This window comes from Aromatoleum buckelii (genome assembly GCF_012910785.2).
GTDB classification, from domain to species: domain Bacteria; phylum Pseudomonadota; class Gammaproteobacteria; order Burkholderiales; family Rhodocyclaceae; genus Aromatoleum; species Aromatoleum buckelii.
Window position 1 is genome coordinate 411565 of record NZ_WTVH02000008.1, and the last position, 24750, is coordinate 436314.

Genomic DNA, 24750 nt, shown 5'->3' on the forward strand with positions numbered 1-24750 from the left:
GGATCAAGGACCGGATGAGGCGCAATCGTGAGCACGAGCATGATCGATGAGAAGCAGCGCAGCGCGGGCGCACGCCCGGCCAAGGGATCCCGCGAACGATCGGCGGACCGGCCGCGACGGCGCGAGCCGCTGCCGGCGTCGGCTCGGCTCGCCGCATCGGCCGCACTCGCCGGCGAGACGCCGCGCGCCGACCGCCTGATCGAATACCTGCACCGCCTGCAGGACGAGCACGGCGCGCTCCACGTCGACCACCTCGCCGCGCTCGCCGACGCGATGAAGCTCGCCCGCGCCGAAGTCTATGAAGTCGCGAGCTTCTACCATCATTTCGACATCGTCCGCGCAGGTGAAGCCGCGCCGCCGGCGTTGACGGTGCGTGTGTGCGAATCGCTCGGCTGCGCGATGGCCGGCGGCGCCGAACTTGCCGCATCGCTCGGGAGCCGGCTCGGCGCGGACGTGCGCGTGCAGCGCGTGCCGTGTGTCGGGCGCTGCGACAGTGCGCCGGTCGCAGTCGTCGGACAGCGCCCGGTGCTGCACGCCGATGCCGACCGCGTCGCCGCAGTGGTCGCGGGCGGCGAACGTGACGAGCCGCTGCCCGACGCGGTCCGCTTCGATGCGTACCGCGCGGCTGACGGCTACCGCCTGTGGGACGCGGTGCGCAGCGGTGAAATCGCAGGTGATGCGGTCGTTGCCGCGCTCGACGCCGCCGGCCTGCGCGGTCTCGGCGGCGCGGGCTTCCCGGCCGCGCGCAAGTGGCGCACGGTGGCCGCGCAGCCTGCGCCGCGCCTGATGGCAGTCAACATCGACGAAGGCGAACCGGGCACGTTCAAGGACCGCCATTACCTCGAGACCGATCCGCACCGCTTCATCGAAGGCATGCTGATCGCTGCGCACGTCGTCGGCATCGACGGCATCTGGATCTACATCCGCGACGAATACCCGGCGCTGCGCCGTCTGCTCGCGGAGGAACTCGACTGCGTGCGCGCCGCGTGGCCCGATCTGCCGCCGATCGAGATCCGCCGCGGCGCCGGCGCGTATGTCTGCGGCGAAGAGTCGGCGATGATCGAGTCGATCGAAGGCAAGCGCGGCATGCCGCGGCTGCGCCCGCCGTACGTTGCCGAAGTGGGCCTGTTCGGCCGCCCGACGCTCGAACACAACCTCGAGACGTTGTGGTGGGTGCGCGATATCGTCGCGCCCGCAGTCACGGGCGGACCCGACCCGTTCGCGAGCCGCGGCCGCAACGGTCGCAAGGGGCTGCGCAGCTTCTCCGTCAGCGGCCGCGTCGCGAAACCCGGCGTCGTCGTCACCGACGCCGGCATCACGCTGCGTGAACTGGTCGAGGAGCACTGCGGCGGCATGCTGCCAGGCCACGAGCTGTACGGCTATTTCCCCGGCGGCGCGTCCGGCGGCATGCTGCCGGCGCGCCTCGCCGATGTGCCGCTCGACTTCGACACGCTTGGCGAATACGGCTGCTTCATCGGCTCGGCGGCGATCGTCGTGTTCTCGCAGCATGACCGCGCGCGCGTGCTCGCCGAAAACGCGATGGAATTCTTCGCGCACGAATCCTGCGGCCAATGCACGCCGTGCCGTGTCGGCACTGCGAAAGCGGCCGAACTGATGAAACAGCCGGCGTGGGACGCGGCGCTGCTGACCGAACTCGGAACAGTGATGATGGACGCTTCGATCTGCGGCCTCGGCCAGGCCGCGCTGAACCCGATGCAATCGGTGCTGCGCTTCTTCCCGCACGAAGTGGGCGCCACGAAGAAAGAGGAGGGCGCGGCATGAACGCTCGGACGAACCCCGTCCGCTTCGAACTCGACGGGCGCGAAATCGATGCGCAACCCGGCGAGACGATCCTGCTCGCGGCGCGCCGCGCCGGCGTCGACATCCCGCACCTGTGCTACACCGACGGCATGCGCGCCGACGGCAACTGCCGGGCGTGCGTCGTCGAGATCGACGGCGAGCGCGTGCTCGCGCCGTCCTGTTGCCGCGCCCCGAAACCCGGCATGAAGGTGAAAGCGACGAGCGACCGCGCCCGCGCGTCGCAGCGCCTGGTGCTGGAACTCTTGCGCGCCGACGTGCCCGCCGCGGCCGAGAAGCCCGACTCCGAGCTCGCGCACTGGTGCAGTGAGCTGAGTGTGATCGGTTCGCGCTTCGCGCCACGCGCACAGCCCGTGCCCGACCGCAGCCACCCCGGCATCGCGGTCGACCTCGCCGCGTGCATCCAGTGCACGCGCTGCGTGCGCGCATGCCGCGAAGTGCAGGTCAATGACGTCATCGGGCTGGCCCGGCGCGGCGCGGATACCGCGATCGTGTTCGACTTCGACGACCCGATGGGCACGTCCTCGTGCGTCGGGTGCGGCGAATGCGTGCAGGCCTGTCCGACCGGCGCGTTGCTGCCGGCGGCGCTGGCGGATTTCCCGGAGCAGACCGCCGGCACGGCCATGACCGGGCCGGCCGGTCCGTTCGCAACGAAGCCGGAAGCGGTTGCGCCGGCCGTCGAGCCGGCCGCGCCCGCGGCAGAGCCCGCGATGCGCGCGATCGATTCCCTGTGCCCGTACTGCGGCGTCGGCTGCCAGATGACCTATCACGTCGCCGGCGACGGCCCGACGGCGAAAATCATTCACGTCGAAGGCCGTGACGGCCCGGCGAACGCCGCGCGGCTGTGCGTGAAAGGGCGCTACGGCTTCGGCTACCCACGCCACGCGCACCGCTTGACGACACCGCTGATCCGCAAAGCCGGCATGCCGAAATCGGTCGATCTCGACCCCGCGAACCCGCTCGGCGCGTTCCGCGAAGCGACGTGGGACGAAGCGCTCGACGTCGCTGCCGCCGGGCTCGCGCGCATCAAGGCTGCCCACGGCCCGCACGCGCTTGCCGGCTTCGGCTCGGCGAAAGGCAGCAACGAGGAAGCGTATCTGTTCCAGAAGCTCGTGCGCGTGGGCTTCGGCACGCACAACGTCGACCACTGCACGCGGCTGTGCCACGCGTCGTCGGTCGCCGCGCTGCTCGAAGGCATCGGCTCGGGCGCAGTGTCGAACCCAGTGCGCGATGTCGAATTCGCCGACGTCATCGTCGTCATCGGCGCGAACCCGGCGTCGAACCACCCGGTCGCGGCGTCGTTCATGAAGAACGCGGTCGAGCGGGGCGCGAAACTCGTCCTGATGGACCCGCGCGAAACCCCGCTCGCGCGCCACGCGTATCGTTACCTGCAGTTCCGCCCGGACGCCGACGTGACGCTGCTCCTGTCGCTCGCGTGCGTGATCATCGAAGAAGGGCTCACCGATGAAGCGTTCATCGCGGCGCGCACGAGCGGCTTCGACGCGTTCCGCGCCGCGGCACTCGCATACCCGCCCGAGCGCGTCGAAGCGATCACCGGCATTGCCGCCGAGACCGTGCGCGAAGTCGCGCGCCTCTACGCGCGCGGCCCGAACAGCATGATCTTCTGGGGCATGGGCATCTCGCAGCATATCCACGGCACCGACAATTCGCGCTGCCTGATCGCGCTCGCGCTGATGACCGGCCAGATCGGGCGGCGCGGCACCGGGCTGCATCCGCTGCGCGGCCAGAACAACGTGCAGGGTGCCTCCGACGCCGGCCTGATCCCGATGATGTTCCCGGACTATCAGCACGTCGCCGATCCGGCGATCCGCGCGCAGTTCGAGGCGCTGTGGGAGACGCCTTTGTCCGACGTGCCGGGCCTCACCGTCGTCGAGATCATGGACGCCGCGCTCGCGGGCGATATCCGAGGCATGTATATCGAAGGCGAGAACCCGGCGATGTCCGACCCCGACCTCGCGCACGCGCGCGCCGCGCTCGCCGGGCTCGAGCACCTCGTCGTGCAGGACCTGTTCCTCACCGAGACGGCGATGCTCGCCGACGTGATCCTGCCGGCGTCGAGCCTGATGGAAAAGACCGGCAGCTTCACGAACACCGACCGCCTCGTGCAGCTCACGCGCCCGGTGCTGCCGCTGCCCGGCGACGCGCGCCCCGATTGGTGGATCATCCAGCAGGTCGCGCAGCGCCTCGGCCTCGCGTGGGACTACGACGGCCCGCACGAGATCTTCGACGAACTGCGCCGCGCATTGCCGAGCTACGCCGGCATCACGTGGGCTGCGCTCGAAGCCGAAGGGGCGGTCGTCGCGCCGAAGTTCGCTGTGGACGAGCCGTCGCAGCCGGTGCTGTTCGAGACCGATTTCCCCACTTCGAGCGGTCACGCGCGCTTCGTCGCGGTCGGCCCGCTGCCGGCGGCCGAACTGCCCGACGCCGATTACCCGATGGTGCTGACGACCGGGCGCGTGCTCGAGCACTGGCATACCGGTTCGATGACGCGCCGCGCCGATGTCCTCGACGCGCTCGAGCCGCTGCCGTGGTGCTCGGTGCATCCGGACGACCTCGCCGCGCAGGCGCTCGAGTCCGGCGCGCGCGTCCGCGTCGAGACGCGGCGCGGCGCGATCGTGCTCGAAGCGCGCGCCGACGAAGCGGTGCAGCGCGGCTCGGTGTTCATGCCGTTCTGCTACGTCGAAGCGGCGGCGAACCTGCTGACGCAGCCGGCGCTCGACCCGTTCGGCAAGATCCCGGAGTTCAAGTACTGCGCGGTGAAGTTGAGCGCCGCAAGCCGGGCGCAAGCGTGATGCACGAGGATGGCCGCGGCGCGGCGGCGGCTATCCTCCGGTATTTCGTGCGATCATGCGCGCTCCCGTCCGCAGCCGAAGCATTTCCGTCCCCGCAATGACTACCGAAACCCGTTCCGAAGCGCAGCTCGACGAGCAAGCCCCTGAAGTCGCAGCCCAGACCGCCGAAGCGCAGACCGCCGAAGCGACTACAGCTGAAGCGACCGCAGAAGCGCCGCCCGCGGCGAAGCGCCCGCACCTCGACGCGCGCGGCCTGTTGCTGAAGCTGCAGGAAGCCTCGCCGACTTTCCGCGACGTCAAGCCGCTCGCGCTGCGCATCGACAAGGCCATCGCCGCCCGCTTCCCCGACCTCGACCGCAAGGTGATCCGCAGCGCGATGCGCCTGCACACCGCTTCGACGCGCTACCTGAAAGTCATGGAAAAGGCGACGGCGCGCTTCGACCTCGACGGCAAGCCGGAAGGCGAAGTCACCGAAGAGCAGCGCGCGCACGCGAAGCAGACGCTCAAGGAACGCTTCGCCGAGTCCGCGAAGCGCAAGAAAGACGCGCTCGAAGCCGAAAAGGCGAAGCGCGACGCCGAGGAAGCCGAACGCCGCAAGGCCGAGAAGCTGCAGCAGCTGCTTGGGAAGTTCTCGAAAGGCTGAAGGCGCTCGCGTCGCGGACGTGTTCGCGCCGGCGGTCGCGCCTTAACGCCCGTCCGGCGGCTGCGCAAGCAGCTGCGCCGCCCTTTCCGACGCGACCAGGATCAGCTTCATGCTCGCTCGCGTCGCGCCGACGAAGAGCTTGCGCACCGTCAGCTCGTCGAGCGCGTCGAAGTCGATCTCGGTGAAGATCACGCACGGCGCTGCTTGGCCCTTGAAGCGGTACACCGAGTCGATCAGGAAGTCGCCGTCCGAGTAGATCGGGTTGCCGAGCAGGTCGTAGCTGCCGGTGAAAGCTTTCAGCCGGTGTGCGCCGAGCCGCTCGTATGGCGTGAACAGCGAGTGCTCGCGGCCGCGGAACGTGATCGTCGCGATCATGTTGCGGCGAAAGCCGAGGCCGAGCGCACGTGTCATCGCGCGCTTGGTCTGCTCGACAAGCGCGGTTTCATCTTTCCACGTCAGGATCTCGACTCCCGAGCCGCTGAGCGGGCTCGCGGCTTCGAGCGCGCGCGGCAGCGGCAGCGCGCGGTTCAGCATGTCGATGATGTCGGACGGGCTGCGGTAATTGCGCTCGCTCGTGATGCGCACCCATCCGGGCAGCGCGACTTCGGTCCGGCCGTAGAGGTTCTGCAGCGGATCCTCGAGCCACCACGCGCGCCCTCCGGGGCGCAGCAGGCGCAGCAGCGCGTCGCGCCACGCATCGCGGAAGTCCTGGCCTTCGTCGACGATCAACTCGTCGAAACGCCAGTCCTCCCCGGGCTCGAGTTCGCGGAACGCCTGTTCGAGGCGCTCGAACGCATCCGGCTGCGAGAAGTCCGGCACTTTCCCGTGCGCGCGCAGCACGCGGTCGCACAGCTGATGGTAAGTCGCGACGACACCGCCGGACGGCGCGATCAGCGCGATGTGGTCGGCGAGCGGACGGTTGTAGCAGACGTACAGCGGTCGGCGCCCGGCTTCGAGCGCGTAGCGGAACACCGCCATCGCGAGCTGTGTCTTGCCGCTGCCGGCGGTACCGGTTACGCGCAGCCGGAACGGTTCCATGTCGATGCGCCGTGCCCATTCGGCGAGGCCGCCGGCGAGGCGCGTGTACAGCGCTTCGGCTCGGCCGACGAACGCGTTGACGTCCGGCACGAGTTCGAGCTGGTCCGCGAGGAAACGGTGGATGTTGTCGAGCACGACGCGGTCGCGCGGCCCTTCGCGCAACAGGCTCCGCACGATCGAGGCGAGATGTTCGCGGCGCCCGGCGTCGACGATCCGCGCCGGATCGACGCCGGCGCTGCCGGGCTGGCGGACGGTGTAGTCGGGGCAAAACAGCAGCGTGTCGACGTCCGCCCGGTGGCCGTCGAGGAAAGCGGCGAGCCGTTCGCGCAGTCGTCCGGCGCTGCGCGCCATGCCGACGCCGACGTGGCTCTTTTCCTTCGCGTAAGTTCTGACGAGGCCTTGCGGCGTCTCGTCGAGGAAGCCGGATTTCTGCTCGATCAGCAGCAGCCGGCCGGTCGGTCCGACGACGACGAAGTCGATTTCGCCGAACAGCGCATGTTCGCGCTCGACGCGCGTCCAGTGCACGCCGTGATAGACCGCGTAGTCGTCCGGCAGGCCGGCGGCGAGCGTTGCGAGCGTGTCGAGTTCGCGCGCGAGCCTGCCGCTCGCCGGCATCTGCCGCCAGCCTTCCGGGTAAATGCGCGCCATGCGCTCGATCCGTCGCGTGTCCGGCAGCGGACATCGTACTCCCGCCCGCCGCCCCCGTGCGCGTCAGCCGCTCCCGATCTCGATGCGCCGCGTTTTCGCGCGCGCGGCCTTCGGCAGCTCGATCCTGAGCACCCCGTTGCGGTACGTGGCTTTCGCGCCATCGGTCTCGACCGGCGACGGCAGCGGGATCGCGCGGTGGAAGCTGCCGTATGCGCACTGGCGCACGCGGTAGCGGCCTTCGGTCGCCTCGCGCTCGTAGCGCTTTTCGCCCCGAACGACGAGCACGTCGCTGCGCACTTCGAGGTCGAAGTCGTCCTTCTCGAGGCCGGGCGCTTCGACGCGCACGACGAGCTTGTCGTCGTCCTCGAAAACGTCACCGGCGAGCAGCGCCCACGTCGCGGCCGGGAATTGCGCAGATTCCGGGGCGGATTCTGGGGCACGCGCGTCGGCCGCGGATGCGGGTTTTCCGGGGCCGAAATGCGTCAGCGCGCCGGCTGCGCGATCGCGCAGCTGCCGCCATCCGTCGGCGACCGACTGCCATGCCTCCTCGAGACCGTGCTTGAACTCGGCCATCCTGTTCATCGTGACACCTCCTGTCGATCCTCGCGGCCCGCGCTCAGGCGATCTTGACCTCGATCTTGCGCGGCTGCGCGTGCGCGTGCTTCGGGATGCGCAGCGTCAGCACCCCATCCTTGAACTGCGCGTTGACCTTGTCCGTGTCGAGCTCCGAACTCATCGTGAAGGCGCGGCGGTAGCGCGGCAGGCGCAGCTCGGCATAGACCGCCTCCATGTTCGCGGGCGTCTCGGGCGAAATCTCGCCTTCGAGCTGCAGCGTGTCGCCTTCGACGCGCAGCGTCAGCTTGTCCTTCGCGACCCCGGGCAGGTCGGCGAGCAGCGTGATGCCGGTGCCGTCCTCGAAGACGTCGACGCGTGGCAGCAGCGCGGGCGTGTCGCTCTGGCGTTCGGTTTTCGTGACTTCCTGCTTGTCGTTCATCTCAATGTCCTCCGTCCGTTCGATCGTTTACTTGATCTCGACGCGCTTCGGCTGCGCCGATTCGCGTCGCGAAACCGAGATGTGCAGCACGCCGTCGCGATAGTTCGCGGTGACGCGGTCCGGGTCGATGTCCTCGGGCAGGCTCACGGTGCGCCGGAAGCGTCCGGAGAAGCGCTCGGACGCATAGACCGCCTGGCCCTCGTCGCCCGAAGGCAGCGCGCTCGGGCGCTCGCCCGACAGCGTCAGCACGCCGCGGTCGATCTGCACGTCGAGCTTCGACGGGTCGAGGCCGGGCGCGAACGCGTAAATCTCGACCGACGCCGGCGTGCTGCCGACGTTGATCGAAGGAAATGTGCCGCTCGCAACCGCTCGGATGCTGCTCGGCTGGCCGACTGCACCGAATGACTGCTGCAATTCGCGCTGCAGGCGCTCGAAATCGGCGAACAGCCCGCCCGGGAAGTTCAGAAGCGATTCATACATGGCAACCTCCTTGATCCATCCAGGTTCAACTCGGCGCGGATTCTGCGATCCGCCGCAACCGGGCGGCGCCTCCGTCGCCCTGTACTCCCCATATGTGTTCGGAGCGACGGAGTTCAAGAGCCTTTTCAAGCCGTGCCGGTACCCCTATCTTGTAGTCAATATGCGGGGCGATTGCCACGCAGAAAATGATCCGGAGAGCGGAACGCATGGAATTCAGGGACTACTACCAGGTGCTCGGCGTCGATCGCAGCGCGTCCGCCGACGAGATCAAGCGCGCGTATCGCAAGCTCGCACGCAAGTACCACCCGGACGTCAACAAGGCGGCAGACGCCGAGCAGCGCATGAAGGAAGTCAACGAGGCGAACGCGGTGCTGTCCGACCCGGAAAAGCGGGCGGCGTACGACCAGCTCGGCCGCGGCTTCCGAGCCGGCCAGGATTTCCGGCCGCCGCCGGACTGGGATGCCGGCTTCGAGTTCACGCGTGGCGGGCGGGGAGGCGACGCGGGCGACTTCAGCGATTTCTTCTCGAGCCTGTTCGGCCAGATGGGGCACGGCGGCCGCGGCGCGCAGTTCCACTCGCGCGGCTTCCACGCACGCGGCGAGGACCATCATGCGAAAGTCGTCATCGACCTCGACGACGCGTTCCACGGCGCGACGCGCGAGATCCGCCTGCGGGCGCCCGAACTCGACCCGCAGGGGCATGTCACGACGCGAGAACGCACGCTGCAGGTGCGCATTCCGAAAGGCGTGCGCGACGGCCAGCAGATCCGGCTCGCCGGACAGGGACGGCCGGGCGCCGGGGGCGGTCCGGCGGGCGATCTGTTCCTCGAAGTCCATTTTCGCCCGCACCCGCGTTACCGCGTCGACGGCCGCGACGTCTTCGAGACGGTGCCGGTCGCGCCGTGGGAGGCGGCGCTCGGCGCGTCGGTGGACGTGCCGACGCCAGCCGGCAGGGTTTCGGTGCGGATTCCGCCCGGGTCGCAGAACGGTCGCAAGCTGCGGCTGAAAGGGCGCGGCATTCCGGGGACCGAGTCCGGTGACCTGTACCTCGTCCTCGACATCGTGCTGCCCCCGGCCGACACCGACGCGGCGCGGCAGCTCTACGAGCGGATGGCGCGCGAGCTCGCGTTCAATCCGCGCCAGGGTCTCGGAGGCTGAGCGCGGCGCCGGCAGAGCGTCCCCCCATCGGCCTGCTGCTCGACGGGGCAGTGCTGACGCTCGACGAACTCGCGCACGCGTGCGGCGCGTACGCGAGCTCGAACGTGCCTTCGATGCCGACCCCGAACTCGCCGCAATCGTCGCCGACCTCGTCGACGAAGTCGAACAGCTGCGCGCGCGGCTGCGCCGGGCAGGCCTGCCGGCGGATTGAGCCCGGCTTCCGAACGGGCGGAGGTCGCGCAACCCGACGACCGAGGCTCGGGTCGCCTGCTTGCGTGCCCGCTCGGCGGAGGGCTTGGCGGGCACCGGCGCGACGCCGCGGCTGCGCGGAGCGGGTAACATGACGCCCTGATCCGCCACGCCCCGTGCCGATGCTCTCGCTTGCCTTCTCGAACCGCTACGAAGTGCTCCTCGAAACGCTGCTCGCACACCTCGCGGTCGAGCAGCCGGGCCCGTTCGGCGCGCGCGAGATCGTCGTGCCGAGCTCGGCGCTGCGCCGCAGCGTCGAGCTCGCGGTCGCGCGGCGCGAAGGCGTCGCGGCGAACCTGCGCTTCGCGTACCTCGCGCAATGGCTGTGGAGCCAGATCGACAAGGTCGTCCCCGTCGGGGAACAGTCCCCGTTCGCGCCGGCGCTTCTCAGGTGGCGGATTTTCGAGCAGTTCCAGGATGCGGCCTGGACCGCCGCGCACCCGCGCCTCGCGCGTTACCTCGGAACGGCCGACACGACAATGCGCTTCGAGCTTGCCGAACGTGTCGCGCGCGTCTTCGATCACTACCTCACGTACCGCCCGCGCTGGCTCGCCGAATGGTCTGCGGGGAGGACGGTCGTCGGCCTGCCGGACGACGCGCGCGCCGATGAAGCCTGGCAAGCCGGGCTGTGGCGCCGGCTGACGGCGGAACTGGGGACGCGCTGCGAGCATCCGGCGGAAACTTTTTTCCGCGTGATCGCTGCAACCGGCGATGCATTGCCCGGCATCCTGCCGGAGTCGGTGCATGTGTTCTGCCTGCCGGCGATGCCGCCGCTGTACCGCGACGTGCTGCGCGAACTGTCGCAGCGGGTCGACGTGCGCCTGTACGTGCTCAATCCGTGCCGCGAATACTGGTTCGAGATCGTCGAGCCGCGACGCCTCGCCTGGCTCGCAGGTCAACAACAGGATCTTTATTTCGAATCCGGCAACCGGCTGCTCGCCGCGTGGGGACGGCAGACGCAGGCGCACATCGACCTCTTGTTCGAAGGCGACGGCGCGCCGGAAATCGAGGACAGCCTGTTCGTCCCGGCCGGCAGCGCGAGCCTGCTCGCGCAGCTGCACGACGCGGTGCTCGACCTCGTCGACCTCGCGCCGGGCAGTATCGCGCTCGCCGACGACGACCGCAGCGTCGAGGTGCACGTGTGCCATTCAATTACGCGCGAACTCGAAGTGCTGCACGACCGGCTGCTCGCGTTGTTCGCCGCTCCGGACGCGCCGCAGCCCGACGAGATTCTCGTCGTCACGCCCGATCTCGACGCCGCGGCACCGCTGATCGAAGCGGTATTCGGCACCGCGCCGGCGTCGCGCCGCATTCCTTGGACGATCACCGGTCTCGGCCAGACGCGCCTCAACCCGGTCGCGCGCGTGCTCGACGCCGCGCTCGCGCTCGCGGCGAGCCGCTTCCCGGCGAGCCGCGTGTTCGACCTGCTGCAGCAGCCGCCGGTCGCGCGCCGTTTCGGCCTCGACGGCGCGGACCTGGAGCAGGTGCACGAATGGCTGCGCACAGCCGGCGTGCGCTGGGGGCTCGACGGCGCGCATCGCCGCCGGCTCGACCTGCCAAGCGTCGACCGTCACAGCCTCGCCGAAGGCCTGCACCGGCTGTTTCTCGCGTATGCGCTCGGCGATGGAAGCGCAAGCCCCGGCGAGGACGGCGATGGCAGTGGGCCACTGCTGTTCGGCGGGCGCCTCGGCGCCGGCAATCCCGAAGGCGGCGACGCGTTCGCATTGGGGCGCTTGTGGCGCTACGTCGAGACGCTGCAGTGGCTCGAAGCGGCCACGCGCCGCCCTCTCGACGCCGATGGCTGGCGCGCGCTGCTCGTCGAACTGCTCGACCGCCTGGTCCCGCCCGATGCCGAGTGGGCCGACGACCGGCGCGCAGTGCTCGCGGCCAGCGCCGAACTGCACGTGAACATGACGGCTGGCGGGCTGCGCACCCCGGTGCCGCTCGCCCTCGTGCATGACGCGCTCGCCGGGCTGCTCGACGATCCGGCGCGTGGCGGCGTTCCCGGCGGCGCGGTGACGTTCTCGGCGATGACGAGCCTGCGCAGCCTGCCGTACCGCGTCGTGTGCGCGATCGGCCTCGACGACGGCGCGTTCCCCGGCGCCGAGCGGGCCGTCGAGTTCGACCTGATGGCCCGGCACGGCGCGCGCGGAGACCGCCAGCGCCGCAACGACGAGCGCAACCTGTTCCTCGACCTGCTGCTTGCCGCGCGCGACTGCGTGCATCTGTCGTACGCGGGCCGCAGCGTGCGCGACAACAGCGAAAAGCCGCCGTCGGTGCTGGTGGACGAGCTGCTCGACTACGCTGCGCGCGCGTGCGCTGCCGATCCGCTCGACGCGGCGTCGCTCGCCGCGGCGCGGCGCCGGCTGACGGTCGTTCATCCGCTGCAGGCGTTCTCGCGAACCTATTTCATCGCCGATCCAGAGCGCGACCCGCGGCTCGCGAGCTTCAATGCCGAATACTGCGATGCGCTGCGCGCGCGCCTGCAGGCAGCGGCGCGCGCGCTGCCCGCTGCGCGCGCCGTCTCTCGTGACGACGAGCGTGACGAGGAAGATGGCTGCGAATCCGATCGTGCCGGCGAAGCGCCGTTTTTCGCCGCACCGCTGCCGCCGCCGTCCGACGAATGGCGAACGGTCGGGCTCGACCGGCTGATCCGCTTCTTCCGCAATCCCGCCCGCTTCCTGCTGCGCGAACGGCTCGGCGTGACGGTGCCCGAAGGCGACGAGGAGCTCATCGACGACGAAGCGTTCCTGCCGGCATGGCCGGAGCGCCAGGCGCTTGCCGAGCGGCTGCTGCCGGCGCTGCTCGCGGGGCGCGATCCAGACGCGGTGCGCAATCTCGCGAGCGCGGGGGGCGAATTCCCTGCCGGGCCGCTCGGCGAACGCCTGCTCGACCGGGAGTTCGACGTCCTCCAGACGTATGCCGACGGCCTGCGCGCGGCGCTCGCGCCCGACCCGCTGCCGCCGCTGCAGGCGCACTTCGACTTCGACCTCGGCGATGAACGCTGGACGCTCGACGCCTCGTTCGGCGATCTGCGCCCGGCCGGGCTCGTGCGCCACCGCTACGACGAGGCGCGCGCGAACGACTATGTCGCCGGCTGGATCGCGCATCTCGCGCTGTGCGCGGCCGCGCCCGGCGCTCGCGAGCTTTGCACCGAATGGCATTCGCGCGACGGCGTCTATCGCCTGCGGCACTGCGACGACGCACGCGGACAGCTCGCCGCGCTCGTCGCGCTGTACCGCGAAGGCCTGATGCGGCCGCTGCCGTTCTTCCCGAAATCGGCCTGGGCATGGATCGTCAACGACCGCAGCCGCTACAAGGCGGAGCAGAAATGGCGCGGTGGCGGTCGGCCCGGGTTCGGCGAATGCCGCGACGCCGCGATCCGTCTCGCGTTCCGCGGGCTGCCCGATCCGCTCGATGACGCGTTCTACGACCACGCCGCGACGGTGCTGCAGCCGCTCGTCGCGCATCTCGACGACCCGAGGCTGTGACATGATGACGCCCGCGCCCGGCTCTTGCGCCGCCGACGAGCTCGACGTCTTCGGCTGCCCGCTCGACGGCATCCGCCTGATCGAAGCGTCGGCCGGCACCGGCAAGACGTGGAACATCTGCGGCCTGTTCCTGCGCCTGCTCGTCGAGCGCGAGCTGCCGGTCGACGCGATCCTCGTCGTGACATTCACGCGCGCCGCGACCGCCGAACTGAAAAGCCGCGTGCGCGAGCGCATCGTCGGCACGCTCGCGTATCTCGACGGCACCGCTGCCGACGGCGACCCGTTCGTCGCGCAGCTCGTCGCCGCGCTCGAAGCGCGGGCGATCGCGCGCGCGCAGATCCGCGAGCGGCTCGAGCTGGCGCTGCAGACGTTCGACGAAGCGGCGATCTTCACGATCCACGGCTACTGCCAGCGCGCGCTGGCCGACACGCCGTTCGCCGCCGCGCTGCCGTTCGCGCTCGAGCTCGCCGAAGACGACCTCGAGCTGCGCCTCGAAGCGGCGCGCGACTTTTGGCGCCGCGAAATCGCCAGCGACGACTGCCCGGCCGAGCTCGGCGAACTGCTGATCGCGCGCGGCGACAGCCCGGAGCGCTGGGCCGCGCTGCTCGGTCGCTATCTCGCCCGCCCGCTCGCGCAAAAACGCTGGCCCGACGCAGCGGGCGAGGCAAAACCCGATCTGGCCGCCTTCCATGCGGCGTTCGCCGACGCGTGCGCGCTGTGGAACGGCAACGGGCGCGAAGCCCGTGACGCGCTGCTCGCGGGCCTGCCCGGGCTGAACGCGACGAGCTACAAGGCCGACGGCGTCGCGCTGGCGGCGAAGAGCTGGACGAGCTGGCTCGCCGGCGGCGACCCGCTCGCGCCGCTCGACGTGCAGGGGGGCAAGTTCGCGCTGTTTTCGGCGATGCGTCTCAATGAATGCGTGAAAAAGCACTGCAGCGCGCCGCAGCACCCTTTCTTCGACGCCGCGGCGCGCGTGCTCGCGCTGCGTGACGAGGTCATCGCCGCGCTCGACGCCGCGCGCCTCGCGCTGCTGCGGCGCTTTCTCGAAACGGGCTCGGTGCGCTTGCGTGAAACCAAGCGCGAGCGGCGCCGCATCGCGTTCGACGACATCCTGTTCAACGTTCATGAAGCGCTCGCCGGCGCCGACAACCCGTGGCTCGCGGCGGCGCTGCACCAGCGCTACCCGGTCGCGCTGATCGACGAATTCCAGGACACCGATGCGCTGCAGTTCGAGATCTTCCGCAGCATCTACGCCACCGGCGGACGGCACGGCGGGCTCTTCCTCGTCGGCGATCCGAAGCAGGCGATCTACAGCTTCCGCAACGCCGACCTGCACACTTATCTGAGCGCCCGCAGCGCTGCCGACACGCGCTACACGCTGAGCCACAACCAGCGTTCGCTCGGCGGCCTGATCGGCGCGTGCAACGCGCTGTTCACGGCGAACCCCGCAGCGTTCGTACTCGACGGGCTGGCGTACGAGACGGTCAGCGAAGGCGCGAAACCGCGCCGGCGCTTCGTCGACCTGTCGGCGGCGGCGGATCCGGCGTCGCTGCGCGTGTGGTGGATCGCGCCGGACGACGACGGCGAGCTGCCGCTGCGCGCCGCGGTCGTCGCGCGCGCGGCGGCGGCAACTGCGGCGGAGATCGCCCGGCTCGTCGGCGAAGGCGCCGCAGGGCATATCACGATCGACGGGCGCGCGCTCGCTCCGGGCGACATCGCGGTGCTGGTCAAGAGCCACAGCCAAGGCGCGCGGATGCGCGAAGCGCTCGCCGCGCTTGGCGTCGGCAGCGTCGAGCTGTCGCAGCAGAGCGTTTTCCACAGCCCGGACGCCGAGGAGCTCGAACGCGTGCTGCTCGCGATCGCCGAGCCGGCGCACCTGCCGCTGCTGTCGGCCGCGCTCGCGACCGCGCTGATGGGCTTCGACGCTGCCGCGCTCGACGCGCTCGCTGCTGACGAAGCCGAGCTGCTGCGCGTGATCGCCCGCTTCGCCGAACTGCGCGAAGTGTGGCGCGCGCGCGGCCTCGGCGTGATGCTGCGGCGCTGGATCGTGCAGGAGGGCGTCAACGTGCGCCTGCTCGCGCGCGACGATGGCGAGCGGCGGCTGACGAACTTGCTGCATCTGGCCGAATGCCTGCAGGCGGCGGCCACCGAACAGCCGTCGCCGGACGCGCTGCTGCGCTGGTTCGCGAGCCGCCGGCGCGAAGCGGGCGTGAGCGAGGCGACGCAGGTGCGGCTCGAATCCGACCGCAACCTCGTGCAGATCGTGACGATCCATCGCTCGAAAGGGCTCGAATACGGCGTCGTGTTCTGCCCTTTCCTGTGGGACGGCTTTCCCGGTCGCGGCGACGACGGCGAAGGCTGCGTCTATCACGACGCCGATGGTGCGCTGCTGCTCGACTTTCGTCCCGCGGCGCGCGACGACGACGAGGTCAAGGCGCTGATGCGCCGCGAGCGCGACGCCGAGTTCCTGCGCCTCGTCTATGTCGCGATGACGCGCGCGGTTTACCGCTGCTATCTCGTCGCCGGCTGTTACCTGAAGAAGAACGGCAAGGGGGCGTCGCCGACCGAGAGCACGCGCAGCCTGCTGAACTGGCTCGTCGCCGGCGAAGGCACAAGCCACGCGGAATGGCTCCGGCACAAGCTGACGACGGACGACATCGAAACGGCGTGGGCGCGGCTGCTCGAGCGCGCCGAACCGGATCTGGCGATCGTCAACCTGCCGGCCGGTGGCGGCGCGCGGCTCGCGAATCTCGAACCTGCTGCGGACGCGCTGCATGTGCTGCCGCCGCCGGCCCGCCTGCCGTCGGCGTGGCGAATCGGCAGTTTCAGCGCGATGAGCCACGGCGCAGGCCATGAGGCCGCGGCGCAGGACCACGACGCGTGGGTCGATCGCGGCCCGCTGCGCGCCGACGGCGACGGGAAACGCGCTCTGGCCCCGCTCGGCGACGACGACATCCTGTTCTTCCCGCGCGGTCCGGCGGCCGGCGACTGCATCCACGCTGTGTTCGAACGGCTCGATTTCTGCGCGCCGGCGAGCCGTGCGCCGGCGATCGTGGCGGCGCTCGCCGGGCATCCGCAGCGCGGCGCCGGCGTGCCGCTCGCGCGCATGCTCGAGCGCCTCGTCGATGACGTGCTCGCGACGCCGCTGCCGGGCGGCATCGTGCTCGGCGGCGTTCCGCGCAGCCGCAAGCTCGTCGAACTCGGTTTCCATCTGCCTGCGCCGCGGCTGTCCGCCGAAGCGCTGAACGACTGGCTCGCACGCGCGGGCTATCATGTCCCGCGGCTCGCGTTCGGCGCGCTCGCCGGCTACCTGAAAGGCTTCATCGATCTCGTCTTCGAACATGACGGGCGCTTCTACGTGCTCGACTGGAAATCGAACCACCTCGGCTTCACGCCCGAAGACTATGCGCCGGCGCGCCTCGAAGAGGCGATGCGCACGCACGGCTACCATCTCCAGCACCTGCTTTACGCTGTCGCGCTGCACCGCCATCTCGGGCGCACGCTGCCGGGTTACGACGTCGAGCGCCATTTCGGCGGCGCGCTGTATCTTTTCGTGCGCGGCGTGCGCCCCGGCTGGCGGTTCGGCGAAGATCCGGCCGGCGTATATTTCCACCGTCCGGACGCCGCGACCCTCGCGAGCCTCGACCGCCTGATCGGCGGCCTCCCCGCCCCGGAATCCGTGCGATGAACCCTCACGACCTGCGCCCCGATCTGACTGCCGAAGCCGAGCTCGCGCACGGGTTTGCCGCGCATGCCGTGAGCTGGGCGCGCGCTGCCGGCGCGCCGGACGCGTGCCTGCCGCGGCTGCGCACGGCTGCGATGCGCGCGAGCCTTGCCGTCGCCGCGGGGCACGTGTGCGTGCCGCTCGCGGAACTCGTCGCCGAGGACGAGACGGTTGCCGGGCTTCGCGACGTGCTGCTCGCGAGCGGCGTCGTCGGCCGCGCCGCGGTGCACGAGCCGCGGCCGCTGCTGCTCGACGCAGCCGACCGGCTGTACCTGCGCCGCCATTATGACTGGGAACGGCGGCTCGCGACTGCGGTCGTCGCGCGCGCCGCATGCCCGCTGCCGGCGCCGCCGCCGGCCACTGTCGAGCGCCTCGGCGAACTCTTCTCCGCCAACGCGGCGCGGCTCGACGGGCGTGCCGACTGGCAGAAGCTCGCCGTCGCGCTCGCGCTCGAACGGCGCCTGACCGTCATCAGCGGCGGGCCCGGCACCGGCAAGACGACGACGGTCGCGGCGCTGCTGGCGTGCCTGCTGAGCGCCGACCCGCAACTGCGGGTCGCGCTCGCTGCGCCGACCGGCAAGGCCGCCGCGCGCATGCTCGACGCGCTGCGCGCGCGCAGCGGGTCGCTGCCGGAAGACGTGCGCGGGCGCCTGCCGCTAGCTTCGCACACGCTGCACCGCCTGCTCGGCGTGACGCCGCAGCCCGGCCGCTTTCGCCATCACGCCGGCAATCCGCTCGCGCTCGACGTGCTGGTCGTCGATGAGGCATCGATGCTCGATCTGGCGCTCGCGGCGCGGCTCATCGACGCATTGCCGCCGCACGCGCGGCTGATCCTGCTCGGCGACAAGGACCAGCTGGCCGCGGTCGAAGCCGGCGCGGTGTTCGCCGAGCTGTGCGCCGACGCGTCGCTCGATGCTTCGTGCGTCGCGCGGCTTGCGGCGCTGACCGGCACGCCGGCTGGGCGTATCGCGCCGCCGCCGCCGCGCCGCGCAACGCCGCTTGCCGGCAGCGTCGTATGGTTCGCCGAAAGCCACCGCTTTGCCGCCGACTCCGGCATCGGCCGGCTCGCCGCCGGCATCAACGCCGGTGCCGGCGACGAAGTGCTCGCATGGTTGCGCGAAGGCGCGGACTCGTCAGTCGAATGGCTCGCGGACGACGGCGATGCGCCGTCCGCTGCGGTGCTGGCACGGCTGGAGCAGGGTTATGCCGGTTATTTCGACGCGCTGCGCACGTACGACGGCGATCCGGCGCCGGTGTTCGTCGCGTTCGACCGTTTTCGCGTGCTGTGCGCGGTGCATGGCGGGCCGCGCGGCATCGACGCGACGAACGAACGGCTGTCCCGCCACGCGCGAGCTGCACTTGCCGACGCGCCCGGACTCACCGCGTCGCCGTGGTATGCGGGGCGGCCGGTGATCGTGCTGAAGAACGATTACCTGCTGCGGCTCTACAACGGCGACGTCGGCATCTGCCTGGCGGATGCGCACGGCGAGCTGCGCGTCGTGTTCCCTGACCCCGCCGGCGGCTGGCGCGAACTCGCGCCGCTGCGCCTGCCCGCCCACGACACCGCGTTCGCGATGACGGTGCATAAGGCGCAGGGCTCGGAGTTCGCGAAAGTGATGCTGCTGTTGCCGGCGACGCCGATGAAAGTGATGACGCGCGAACTGCTCTACACCGGCGTCACCCGCGCTGCGCGCGAAGTCGTGCTCGCGGGGCCGGAAGCGGTGCTGCTCGCCGCGTGCCGCACGCCGACGGTGCGCGAAAGCGGCCTGATCGACCGCATGGTCGAAGCCGCCGACGCACACCGAGTGCCGCGGGGAGGCCCGCGATGATCGCGACGCTGCGCCGACCTGTCGTGTACGTGCTGCTCGTGCTCGCGCTGCTCGCGTTCGTGCTGTCGGCCCAGGCCGGGGAAGTGCGCGTTGCGGTGGCGTCGAACTTCGCCGCGCCGATGCAGCAGATCGCCGCAGCATTCGAGCGCGACACCGGCCACAGGGCGCTGCTCGCGTTCGGCGCGACCGGCAAGTTCTACGCGCAGATCAGGAACGGCGCGCCGTTCGACGTCTTCCTCGCCGCGGACGCGAAGGCGCCGGCGAAGCTCGAAGAGGAAGGGCTCGCGGTGCGCGGAAGCTGTTTCACGTACGGCATCGGCCGGCTCGTGCTGTGGTCGGCGCAGCCCGGTTTCGTCGATGCGCACGGCGATGTGCTCAAGCGCGGCAGCTTCCGCCATCTCGCCATCGCGAGCCCGAAAACGGCGCCTTATGGCGCGGCCGCGCTCGAAGTGCTGAAGCGGCTCGGGCTCGCCGACGTGCTGCGCGAAAAGCTCGTGACCGGCGAGAACATCGCGCAGACTTACCAGTTCGTCGCGAGCGGCAATGCCGAACTGGGTTTCGTCGCGCTGTCGCAGGTGGCGGCCGACGGCACGATCGGTCGCGGCTCGGCGTGGGTCGTGCCGCCGCAGTTCCACTCGCCGATCCGCCAGGACGGCGTGATCCTCGCCCGCGCGCGGGACAACGCGGCGGCGCATGCGCTGCGCGACTATCTCGCAGGCGACGAGGCCGCGGCGATCGTGCGCGCGTACGGATACGACCGCTGAATGGCGATCGACGCCGCCGGCCTCGCCGCGATCCGCCTGACGCTGGAACTCGCCGCAGTGACGACCGCAGTGCTGCTCGTCGTCGGCACGCCGATCGCATGGTGGCTCGCGCGCACCGGTTCGCGCTGGAAAGGCGTCGTCGGCGCGGTCGTCGCGCTGCCGCTCGTGCTGCCGCCGACGGTGATCGGTTTCTATCTGCTGGTCGCGCTCGGGCCGCACGGTCCGGTCGGCCAGCTCACGCAGGCGCTCGGGCTCGGCCTGCTGCCGTTCACGTTCGCCGGGCTCGTCGTCGGCTCGGTGTTCTACTCGCTGCCGTTCGTCGTGCAGCCGCTGCAGAACGCGTTCGAGGCGATCGGCGAGCGCCCGCTCGAAGTCGCGGCGACTTTGCGCGCCGGCGCGATCGACACGTTCTTCAGCGTCGTGCTGCCGCTCGCGCGGCCCGGCTTCGTCACCGCGACGATCCTCGGCTTCGCGCACACGGTCGGCGAGTTCGGCGTCGTGCTGATGATCGGCGGCAACATCCCGGAGAAGACGCGCGTCGTCTCGGTCCAGATCTACGACCACGTCGAGGCGCTCGAGTACGCCGAGGCGCACTGGCTGTCGGCAGGCATGCTCGTGTTCAGTTTCGTCGTGCTGCTCGCGCTGTACGGGCGGAAAAAGGAAGTGGTGCGGTGAGCGGCGCGGCGCCGTTCGGCCCCGGCGCCGCGCGAACTGGCGCGATCGTCGGCGACGGCGCAGCGATCCGCGCGCGCTTCGGCCTCGGCTGGCCGGGTTTCCGCCTCGACGTCGACCTCGCGTTGCCGGGGCGCGGCGTGATCGCATTGTTCGGTCATTCCGGATCGGGCAAGACGACGCTGCTGCGCTGCCTCGCCGGGCTCGAGCGCGCCGCGGACGGGTATCTCGCGGTGCGCGGCGAGCTGTGGCAGGACGAGTCGCAGCGCCTTTTCGTGCCGACGCACCGCCGCCCGCTCGGCTACGTGTTCCAGGAAGCGAGCCTGTTCGCGCATCTGACGGTGCGGCGCAACCTCGAATTCGGCCTGAAGCGCGTGCCCGCGGCGTCGCGGCGCATCCCGCTCGACCAGGCGATCGCGCTGCTCGGCATCGAGCCGCTGCTCGCGCGCCTGCCCGGGCGCCTGTCCGGCGGCGAGCGCCAGCGCGTCGCGATCGCGCGCGCGCTCGCGACGAGCCCGCGGCTGCTGCTGATGGACGAGCCGCTCGCGGCGCTCGACGTCAAGCGCAAGCAGGAAATCCTGCCGTATCTCGAACGCCTGCACGCCGAGCTCGACATCCCGGTGATCTACGTCAGCCACGCGCCCGAGGAAGTCGCGCGGCTGGCCGACCACGTCGTGCTGCTCGCTGACGGGCGTGCGCTCGCCGCCGGGCCGATCGGCGAAGTGATGGCGCGCCTCGACCTGCCGTTCGCGCACGACGAAGATGCATTCGTTGTCATCGACGCCCGCGTCGCCGCGCATGACGATGCGTACGCGCTGACGCGGCTCGAATTCGCCGGGCTGCCGCTGTGGGTCCCCGGCCTCGGTGCGCCGGTCGCGTCCCGCGTCAGGGCGCGCGTGCTCGCCCGCGACGTCAGCCTCGCGCTGTCCGAGCGCCACGATTCGAGCATCCTCAACGTGCTGCCGGCGCGCGTCGTGTCGCTCGACGAGGCCGATCCGGGACGCACGCTGGTATGTCTCGACGTGGCCGGCACGGCGCTGCTCGCGCGCATCACGCGCCGTTCGGCGGCGCAGCTCGGCATCGTGCCGGGCCGCGACGTGTATGCGCAGGTCAAGGGCGTCGCGCTGCTGCGCTAGCGAAGTGAAATTTACCGGCTAAACTGTTGCGCTGCTCAACCCGGATCCTCGCCTGCCATGATCGACCTGCGCATCGTCCCCGTGACCCCTTTCGAACAGAACTGCAGCATCGTGTGGTGCGACAAGACGCGCAAGGCCGCGGTCGTCGACCCCGGCGGCGACCTCGAGCGCATCCTCGCGAAAGCGAAGGAGCTGGGCGTCACGATCGAGAAGATCCTGATCACGCACGGCCACATCGACCACGCCGGCGGCACCGCGCAGCTCGCGCGCGAACTCGGCGTGCCGGTCGAAGGGCCGGAGAAAGCGGATCTTTTCTGGATTGCCGGCATTCCGCAACAGGCCAAGACGTTCGGCTTTCCCGGCGCCGAGAGCTTCGAGCCCGACCGCTGGCTGCACGACGGCGACACGGTGACAGTCGGCGACGAGACGCTGCGCGTCATCCATGTGCCGGGCCACACCCCCGGCCACGTCGCGTTCTTCCATGCCGATGCGCGGCTCGCGATCGTCGGCGACGTGCTGTTCGCCGGCTCGATCGGCCGCACGGATTTCCCCGAGGGTGACCACGCGACGCTGATCCGCTCGATCCGGCAGAAGCTCTTTCCGCTCGGCGACGACATCACGTTCGTCCCCGGGCACGGGCCGACTTCGACGTTCGGCGAGGAACGCCGCAGCAACCCGTACGTCGGCGACCACGCCTGAAGCCGTGCGAGCGGAGCCGTTCCCGCCGGTGCGCCGACGGCTTCGCCCGTTCAGCCGCGCTTGAGCGCGTCGCGGATTTCGCGCAGCAGCTTCACCTCTTCGAGCTCGACCGGCTCGGGCGGGGGCGGCGGTTCCGAGCGCTTGAGGCGGTTGATCGCCTTGATCGCGAGGAAGATCGCGAGCGCGATGATGAGGAAGTCGATCGTCGTGTTGATGAACTGCCCGTATTTCACCAGGGGCGCCCCGGCTTTCTCGGCGGCTTCCATCGTCTCGTAAGTCTGGTCGCCGAGATTGATGTACAAGTGCCGGAAATCGACGCCGCCGAGCAGCCGTCCGACCACCGGCATCACGATGTCCTTGACGAGGGAATCGACAATCTTGCCGAACGCCGCGCCGATGATGACACCGACTGCCAGGTCGATGACGTTGCCGCGCATCGCGAACTCTTTGAACTCACGCATAAAGCTCATTTCGGATACTCTCCTGTCGTTGTCGGCCCCGGGAGGGCGCCGCGAAACCGATGCCAGGGCCATCTTAGCGCCTGCCGGTGGCGCTGCACAGCGCCGGCGCGCGAGCCGCGTTCGCAGCGCGACGGTGCGTCCGTGACATGACCGGGGCGCTTCGCGCGCGCCGCGTGGCGGTTTTCATCGCGCTGTTCCTCGCGCTGACCGTGATCGTCATCGCCGCCGCCGTGCATTTCGGCGGGGAATGGCTGCGGGCCGAGTTCGAACGCCGCCTGCAGAACCGCATCGTGCCGGCAGTGCGCGTCGACGGCCCTGTTCGCGTGCGGCTGCGGCCGGCCCCGACGCTGGTCGTCAACGGCATACGGATTGGCGGCGACGGCGAAGCCGACATGCTCGAAATCCGTTCTTTGGCGGTCGAGCTCGATCCAGCGCAGCTGCTGCACGGTCGCGTCGCGCTGTCGGCGCTGACGCTCGAAGGGGGCGACATCGCTTTGCGGCGCGGCGACGAAGGAGACTGGAACTTCGCCGGCTTGCTACGCCCCGACCCGGCGGTGCCGAGCAACGACGGCGCCATCGCGATCGGCAGGGTCGTCGTCGCGAACACGGCGCTTCGCCTCGTCGGCGCCCACGGCGAGCCGCTCGCCGAACTGTCGGAGCTGCGCCTCACGTCCGGCCCGTTCGGGCCCGGCATGTCGGGCACGTTCGAGCTGAACGGTCGCGTGACGGTCGATGCCGCGTTCCCTGCGGATCTGCGAATCGCGTCGAGCGGAAACTATCGATTCGACGAAGGCACCGCGATAGCCGAAAACCTGGCGTTCAACGTCCAAGGCATTGCGGCGCAGTGGCGCATCGATCGCGGTGAAGCGCACGTCGCGCGGCTGCGCCGGGAACGCGACGGCACCGTGCGGCTCGGCGACAGTCGGCTCGCGCTCGAACTCGCGGAGGGCGAGAGCGCGCTGGCGGTGCAGGGCAGTCTCGCAGCGCTCGAGACGGTTCCGGTCGGCGGCACCGCCGCCTCCGGGACCGGCGGCACGGCGATCGGCGCGAACTTCGAGGGCGGCACGCTCGAGCTGCCCCACCCGGCAGGCGAGCCGGCGCCGCTGAACGTGTCGTTTTCGGGCGACCTGCGCTTCGACCCGGCAGGGCCATCCGTCCGCGGCACCGTCGCCGGCAGTTTCGACGACAGCCGTTTCGACGGCCGCTGGCGCTTCGAACCGGAGGCAGTGCCGCCGCTCGGTGTCGCGCTGTCGCTCGACCGGCTGGATCTCGATCGCTATCTGCCGCCACCTGCCGCAAAACCCGCACCGGCAGACCTGACGGCGTGGCGCAACTGGCCGGTCGAGGCGGATCTGCGAGTCGGCCGGCTGACGGTCGGCGGGTTCGTCAGCGAGAACGCGCGCCTGCGCTTGGGTGGCGGCCCCGTTGCCGCGAACAGCGCTACAGGCGCGCGCTGAACACCGGCAAGCGCCAGCCGAAGCGCATCGCGCCGAGGCGGACCACGAGCACCAGGACGCCGGCGGCGAGCGCCGACATGCCGGGCGTTGCGCCGGAGGCTTTCATCGCGATCAGCAGCAGCGCGCCGGCCCAGGATGCGGTCGCATACAGTTCGCCGCTGAACACCAGCGGCACCTCGTTGCACAGCACGTCGCGCACGATGCCGCCGAATACGCCGGTGACGACGCCCATCAGGCTCGCGACGAGCCACGGTGTGCCGAGCGCAAGGGCCGCCTGCGTGCCGCTGACGGTGAACAGCGCGAGGCCGACGGCGTCCGGCAGCAGGAAGAGTTTGCCTGGCAGGCGCACGAAGCGCACCAGCGCGAAAGTCGCGAACCCGGCCGTCAAGGCGGTGATCAGGTAGCTCTGATCGGCGATCCAGAACACCGTGCGGTCGAGCAGCAGATCGCGCAACGAGCCGCCGCCAAGCGCTGCCGCGAGCGCGACGATGACGACGCCGAAAAGGTCGAAAGGCTTGCGTCCGGCTTCGAGCACCCCGGCGGCCGCCTGCGCGGCGACGCCGGCGAGGCCGATGCCGTAGACGAGAATGTCGATTGGAATCATGGGGCGCGAGAATAGCATCGCCGCGCCGTGATAGAGTCGCCGCGCGCCCTGTCCGGCGCAGCCTTCGTTCAGC

General features: G+C 70.5%; 19 protein-coding genes. 13 read left to right on the top strand and 6 right to left on the bottom strand.

Annotated elements, in window-relative coordinates:
- Positions 1 to 27 precede the first annotated feature (27 nt).
- The 3 genes from GO608_RS03780 to GO608_RS03790 all read left to right on the top strand — a co-directional run bounded on the left by GO608_RS03780 (position 28) and on the right by GO608_RS03790 (position 5274).
- On the top strand, positions 28 to 1782 hold the full coding sequence (locus GO608_RS03780; RefSeq protein WP_169198379.1) for an NADH-ubiquinone oxidoreductase-F iron-sulfur binding region domain-containing protein: 1755 nt from the start codon (positions 28 to 30) through the stop codon (positions 1780 to 1782).
- A complete protein-coding gene (fdhF, locus tag GO608_RS03785) occupies positions 1779 to 4631 on the top strand; it encodes a formate dehydrogenase subunit alpha (protein WP_169198380.1) in 2853 nt (950 codons plus the stop codon). Before GO608_RS03780 ends, fdhF begins: the two co-directional genes overlap by 4 nt.
- 97 nt (positions 4632 to 4728) lie before the next feature.
- Positions 4729 to 5274, top strand: coding sequence for a ProQ/FINO family protein (locus GO608_RS03790; RefSeq protein ID WP_247002836.1), 546 nt, complete (start codon positions 4729 to 4731; stop codon positions 5272 to 5274).
- A 42-nt stretch (positions 5275 to 5316) separates the two neighbouring features.
- On the opposite strand, the gene GO608_RS03795 is transcribed toward GO608_RS03790, so the two are convergent.
- From GO608_RS03795 to GO608_RS03810, 4 genes are all read right to left on the bottom strand, one after another.
- Positions 5317 to 6960: an ATP-binding domain-containing protein gene (locus GO608_RS03795; protein ID WP_169198382.1), complete on the bottom strand. Its 1644-nt coding sequence runs from the start codon at positions 6958 to 6960 to the stop codon at positions 5317 to 5319.
- 63 nt (positions 6961 to 7023) lie between these two features.
- Entirely contained in the window at positions 7024 to 7542 is a 519-nt protein-coding gene (locus tag GO608_RS03800) for an Hsp20/alpha crystallin family protein (protein ID WP_169198383.1), read from the bottom strand.
- Positions 7543 to 7576: 34 nt separating this feature from the next.
- Positions 7577 to 7954, bottom strand: coding sequence for an Hsp20/alpha crystallin family protein (locus GO608_RS03805; protein WP_169198384.1), 378 nt, complete (start codon positions 7952 to 7954; stop codon positions 7577 to 7579).
- A 27-nt stretch (positions 7955 to 7981) separates the two neighbouring features.
- Positions 7982 to 8434 (bottom strand): Hsp20/alpha crystallin family protein, encoded by a 453-nt coding sequence (locus GO608_RS03810; protein WP_169198385.1) that lies wholly within the window; start codon positions 8432 to 8434, stop codon positions 7982 to 7984.
- Positions 8435 to 8640: 206 nt separating this feature from the next.
- On the opposite strand from GO608_RS03810, the gene GO608_RS03815 reads away from it, so the two are divergent.
- The 9 genes from GO608_RS03815 (at position 8641) to GO608_RS03850 (ending at position 22155) form a co-directional block, all read left to right on the top strand.
- The gene (locus GO608_RS03815) at positions 8641 to 9591 is read left to right on the top strand and encodes a DnaJ C-terminal domain-containing protein (RefSeq protein WP_169198386.1); all 951 of its coding nucleotides are present in this window, start codon (positions 8641 to 8643) and stop codon (positions 9589 to 9591) included.
- 79 nt (positions 9592 to 9670) lie between these two features.
- Positions 9671 to 9802, top strand: a complete 132-nt coding sequence (locus GO608_RS19495) for a hypothetical protein (RefSeq protein WP_281505704.1) — start codon at positions 9671 to 9673, stop codon at positions 9800 to 9802.
- Positions 9803 to 9962: 160 nt separating this feature from the next.
- Positions 9963 to 13331, top strand: coding sequence for an exodeoxyribonuclease V subunit gamma (recC, locus tag GO608_RS03820; protein ID WP_169198387.1), 3369 nt, complete (start codon positions 9963 to 9965; stop codon positions 13329 to 13331).
- Between the two features lies 1 nt (position 13332).
- Positions 13333 to 17019, top strand: coding sequence for an exodeoxyribonuclease V subunit beta (recB, locus tag GO608_RS03825; protein ID WP_169198388.1), 3687 nt, complete (start codon positions 13333 to 13335; stop codon positions 17017 to 17019).
- The gene (gene recD, locus GO608_RS03830) at positions 17016 to 18884 is read left to right on the top strand and encodes an exodeoxyribonuclease V subunit alpha (protein WP_211159355.1); all 1869 of its coding nucleotides are present in this window, start codon (positions 17016 to 17018) and stop codon (positions 18882 to 18884) included. The genes recB and recD overlap by 4 nt, the downstream gene beginning before the upstream one ends.
- A complete protein-coding gene (gene modA / locus GO608_RS03835) occupies positions 18881 to 19648 on the top strand; it encodes a molybdate ABC transporter substrate-binding protein (RefSeq protein ID WP_169198389.1) in 768 nt (255 codons plus the stop codon). Before recD ends, modA begins: the two co-directional genes overlap by 4 nt.
- Positions 19649 to 20323, top strand: coding sequence for a molybdate ABC transporter permease subunit (modB, locus tag GO608_RS03840; protein WP_011237366.1), 675 nt, complete (start codon positions 19649 to 19651; stop codon positions 20321 to 20323).
- Positions 20320 to 21456, top strand: coding sequence for a molybdenum ABC transporter ATP-binding protein (gene modC, locus GO608_RS03845; protein ID WP_247002838.1), 1137 nt, complete (start codon positions 20320 to 20322; stop codon positions 21454 to 21456). Before modB ends, modC begins: the two co-directional genes overlap by 4 nt.
- A gap of 57 nt (positions 21457 to 21513) precedes the next feature.
- A complete protein-coding gene (locus GO608_RS03850) occupies positions 21514 to 22155 on the top strand; it encodes an MBL fold metallo-hydrolase (protein ID WP_169198390.1) in 642 nt (213 codons plus the stop codon).
- A gap of 50 nt (positions 22156 to 22205) precedes the next feature.
- On the opposite strand, the gene mscL is transcribed toward GO608_RS03850, so the two are convergent.
- Positions 22206 to 22625: a large conductance mechanosensitive channel protein MscL gene (gene mscL / locus GO608_RS03855; RefSeq protein ID WP_169198391.1), complete on the bottom strand. Its 420-nt coding sequence runs from the start codon at positions 22623 to 22625 to the stop codon at positions 22206 to 22208.
- 137 nt (positions 22626 to 22762) lie between these two features.
- Between mscL and GO608_RS03860 the strand changes: the two genes are divergently transcribed.
- The gene (locus GO608_RS03860; protein ID WP_169198392.1) at positions 22763 to 24073 is read left to right on the top strand and encodes an AsmA family protein; all 1311 of its coding nucleotides are present in this window, start codon (positions 22763 to 22765) and stop codon (positions 24071 to 24073) included.
- Here GO608_RS03860 and GO608_RS03865 read toward each other — a convergent pair.
- Complete coding sequence (locus GO608_RS03865) at positions 24057 to 24695, bottom strand: trimeric intracellular cation channel family protein (protein ID WP_247002840.1); 639 nt, start codon at positions 24693 to 24695, stop codon at positions 24057 to 24059. The genes GO608_RS03860 and GO608_RS03865 overlap by 17 nt on opposite strands.
- Positions 24696 to 24750: the final 55 nt, after the last annotated feature.

Excerpts from the sequence above, each read along its gene's own strand:
- fdhF (WP_169198380.1), top strand. The coding sequence starts at position 1,779 with ATGAACGCTCGGACGAACCCCGTCCGCTTCGAACTCGACGGGCGCGAA.
- GO608_RS03790 (WP_247002836.1), top strand. The coding sequence starts at position 4,729 with ATGACTACCGAAACCCGTTCCGAAGCGCAGCTCGACGAGCAAGCCCCT.
- GO608_RS03795 (WP_169198382.1), bottom strand. The coding sequence starts at position 6,960 with ATGGCGCGCATTTACCCGGAAGGCTGGCGGCAGATGCCGGCGAGCGGC.
- GO608_RS03800 (WP_169198383.1), bottom strand. The coding sequence starts at position 7,542 with ATGAACAGGATGGCCGAGTTCAAGCACGGTCTCGAGGAGGCATGGCAG.
- GO608_RS03805 (WP_169198384.1), bottom strand. The coding sequence starts at position 7,954 with ATGAACGACAAGCAGGAAGTCACGAAAACCGAACGCCAGAGCGACACG.
- GO608_RS03810 (WP_169198385.1), bottom strand. The coding sequence starts at position 8,434 with ATGTATGAATCGCTTCTGAACTTCCCGGGCGGGCTGTTCGCCGATTTC.
- GO608_RS03815 (WP_169198386.1), top strand. The coding sequence starts at position 8,641 with ATGGAATTCAGGGACTACTACCAGGTGCTCGGCGTCGATCGCAGCGCG.
- recC (WP_169198387.1), top strand. The coding sequence starts at position 9,963 with ATGCTCTCGCTTGCCTTCTCGAACCGCTACGAAGTGCTCCTCGAAACG.
- recB (WP_169198388.1), top strand. The coding sequence starts at position 13,333 with ATGATGACGCCCGCGCCCGGCTCTTGCGCCGCCGACGAGCTCGACGTC.
- recD (WP_211159355.1), top strand. The coding sequence starts at position 17,016 with ATGAACCCTCACGACCTGCGCCCCGATCTGACTGCCGAAGCCGAGCTC.
- modA (WP_169198389.1), top strand. The coding sequence starts at position 18,881 with ATGATCGCGACGCTGCGCCGACCTGTCGTGTACGTGCTGCTCGTGCTC.
- modB (WP_011237366.1), top strand. The coding sequence starts at position 19,649 with ATGGCGATCGACGCCGCCGGCCTCGCCGCGATCCGCCTGACGCTGGAA.
- GO608_RS03850 (WP_169198390.1), top strand. The coding sequence starts at position 21,514 with ATGATCGACCTGCGCATCGTCCCCGTGACCCCTTTCGAACAGAACTGC.
- mscL (WP_169198391.1), bottom strand. The coding sequence starts at position 22,625 with ATGAGCTTTATGCGTGAGTTCAAAGAGTTCGCGATGCGCGGCAACGTC.
- GO608_RS03860 (WP_169198392.1), top strand. The coding sequence starts at position 22,763 with ATGACCGGGGCGCTTCGCGCGCGCCGCGTGGCGGTTTTCATCGCGCTG.
- GO608_RS03865 (WP_247002840.1), bottom strand. The coding sequence starts at position 24,695 with ATGCTATTCTCGCGCCCCATGATTCCAATCGACATTCTCGTCTACGGC.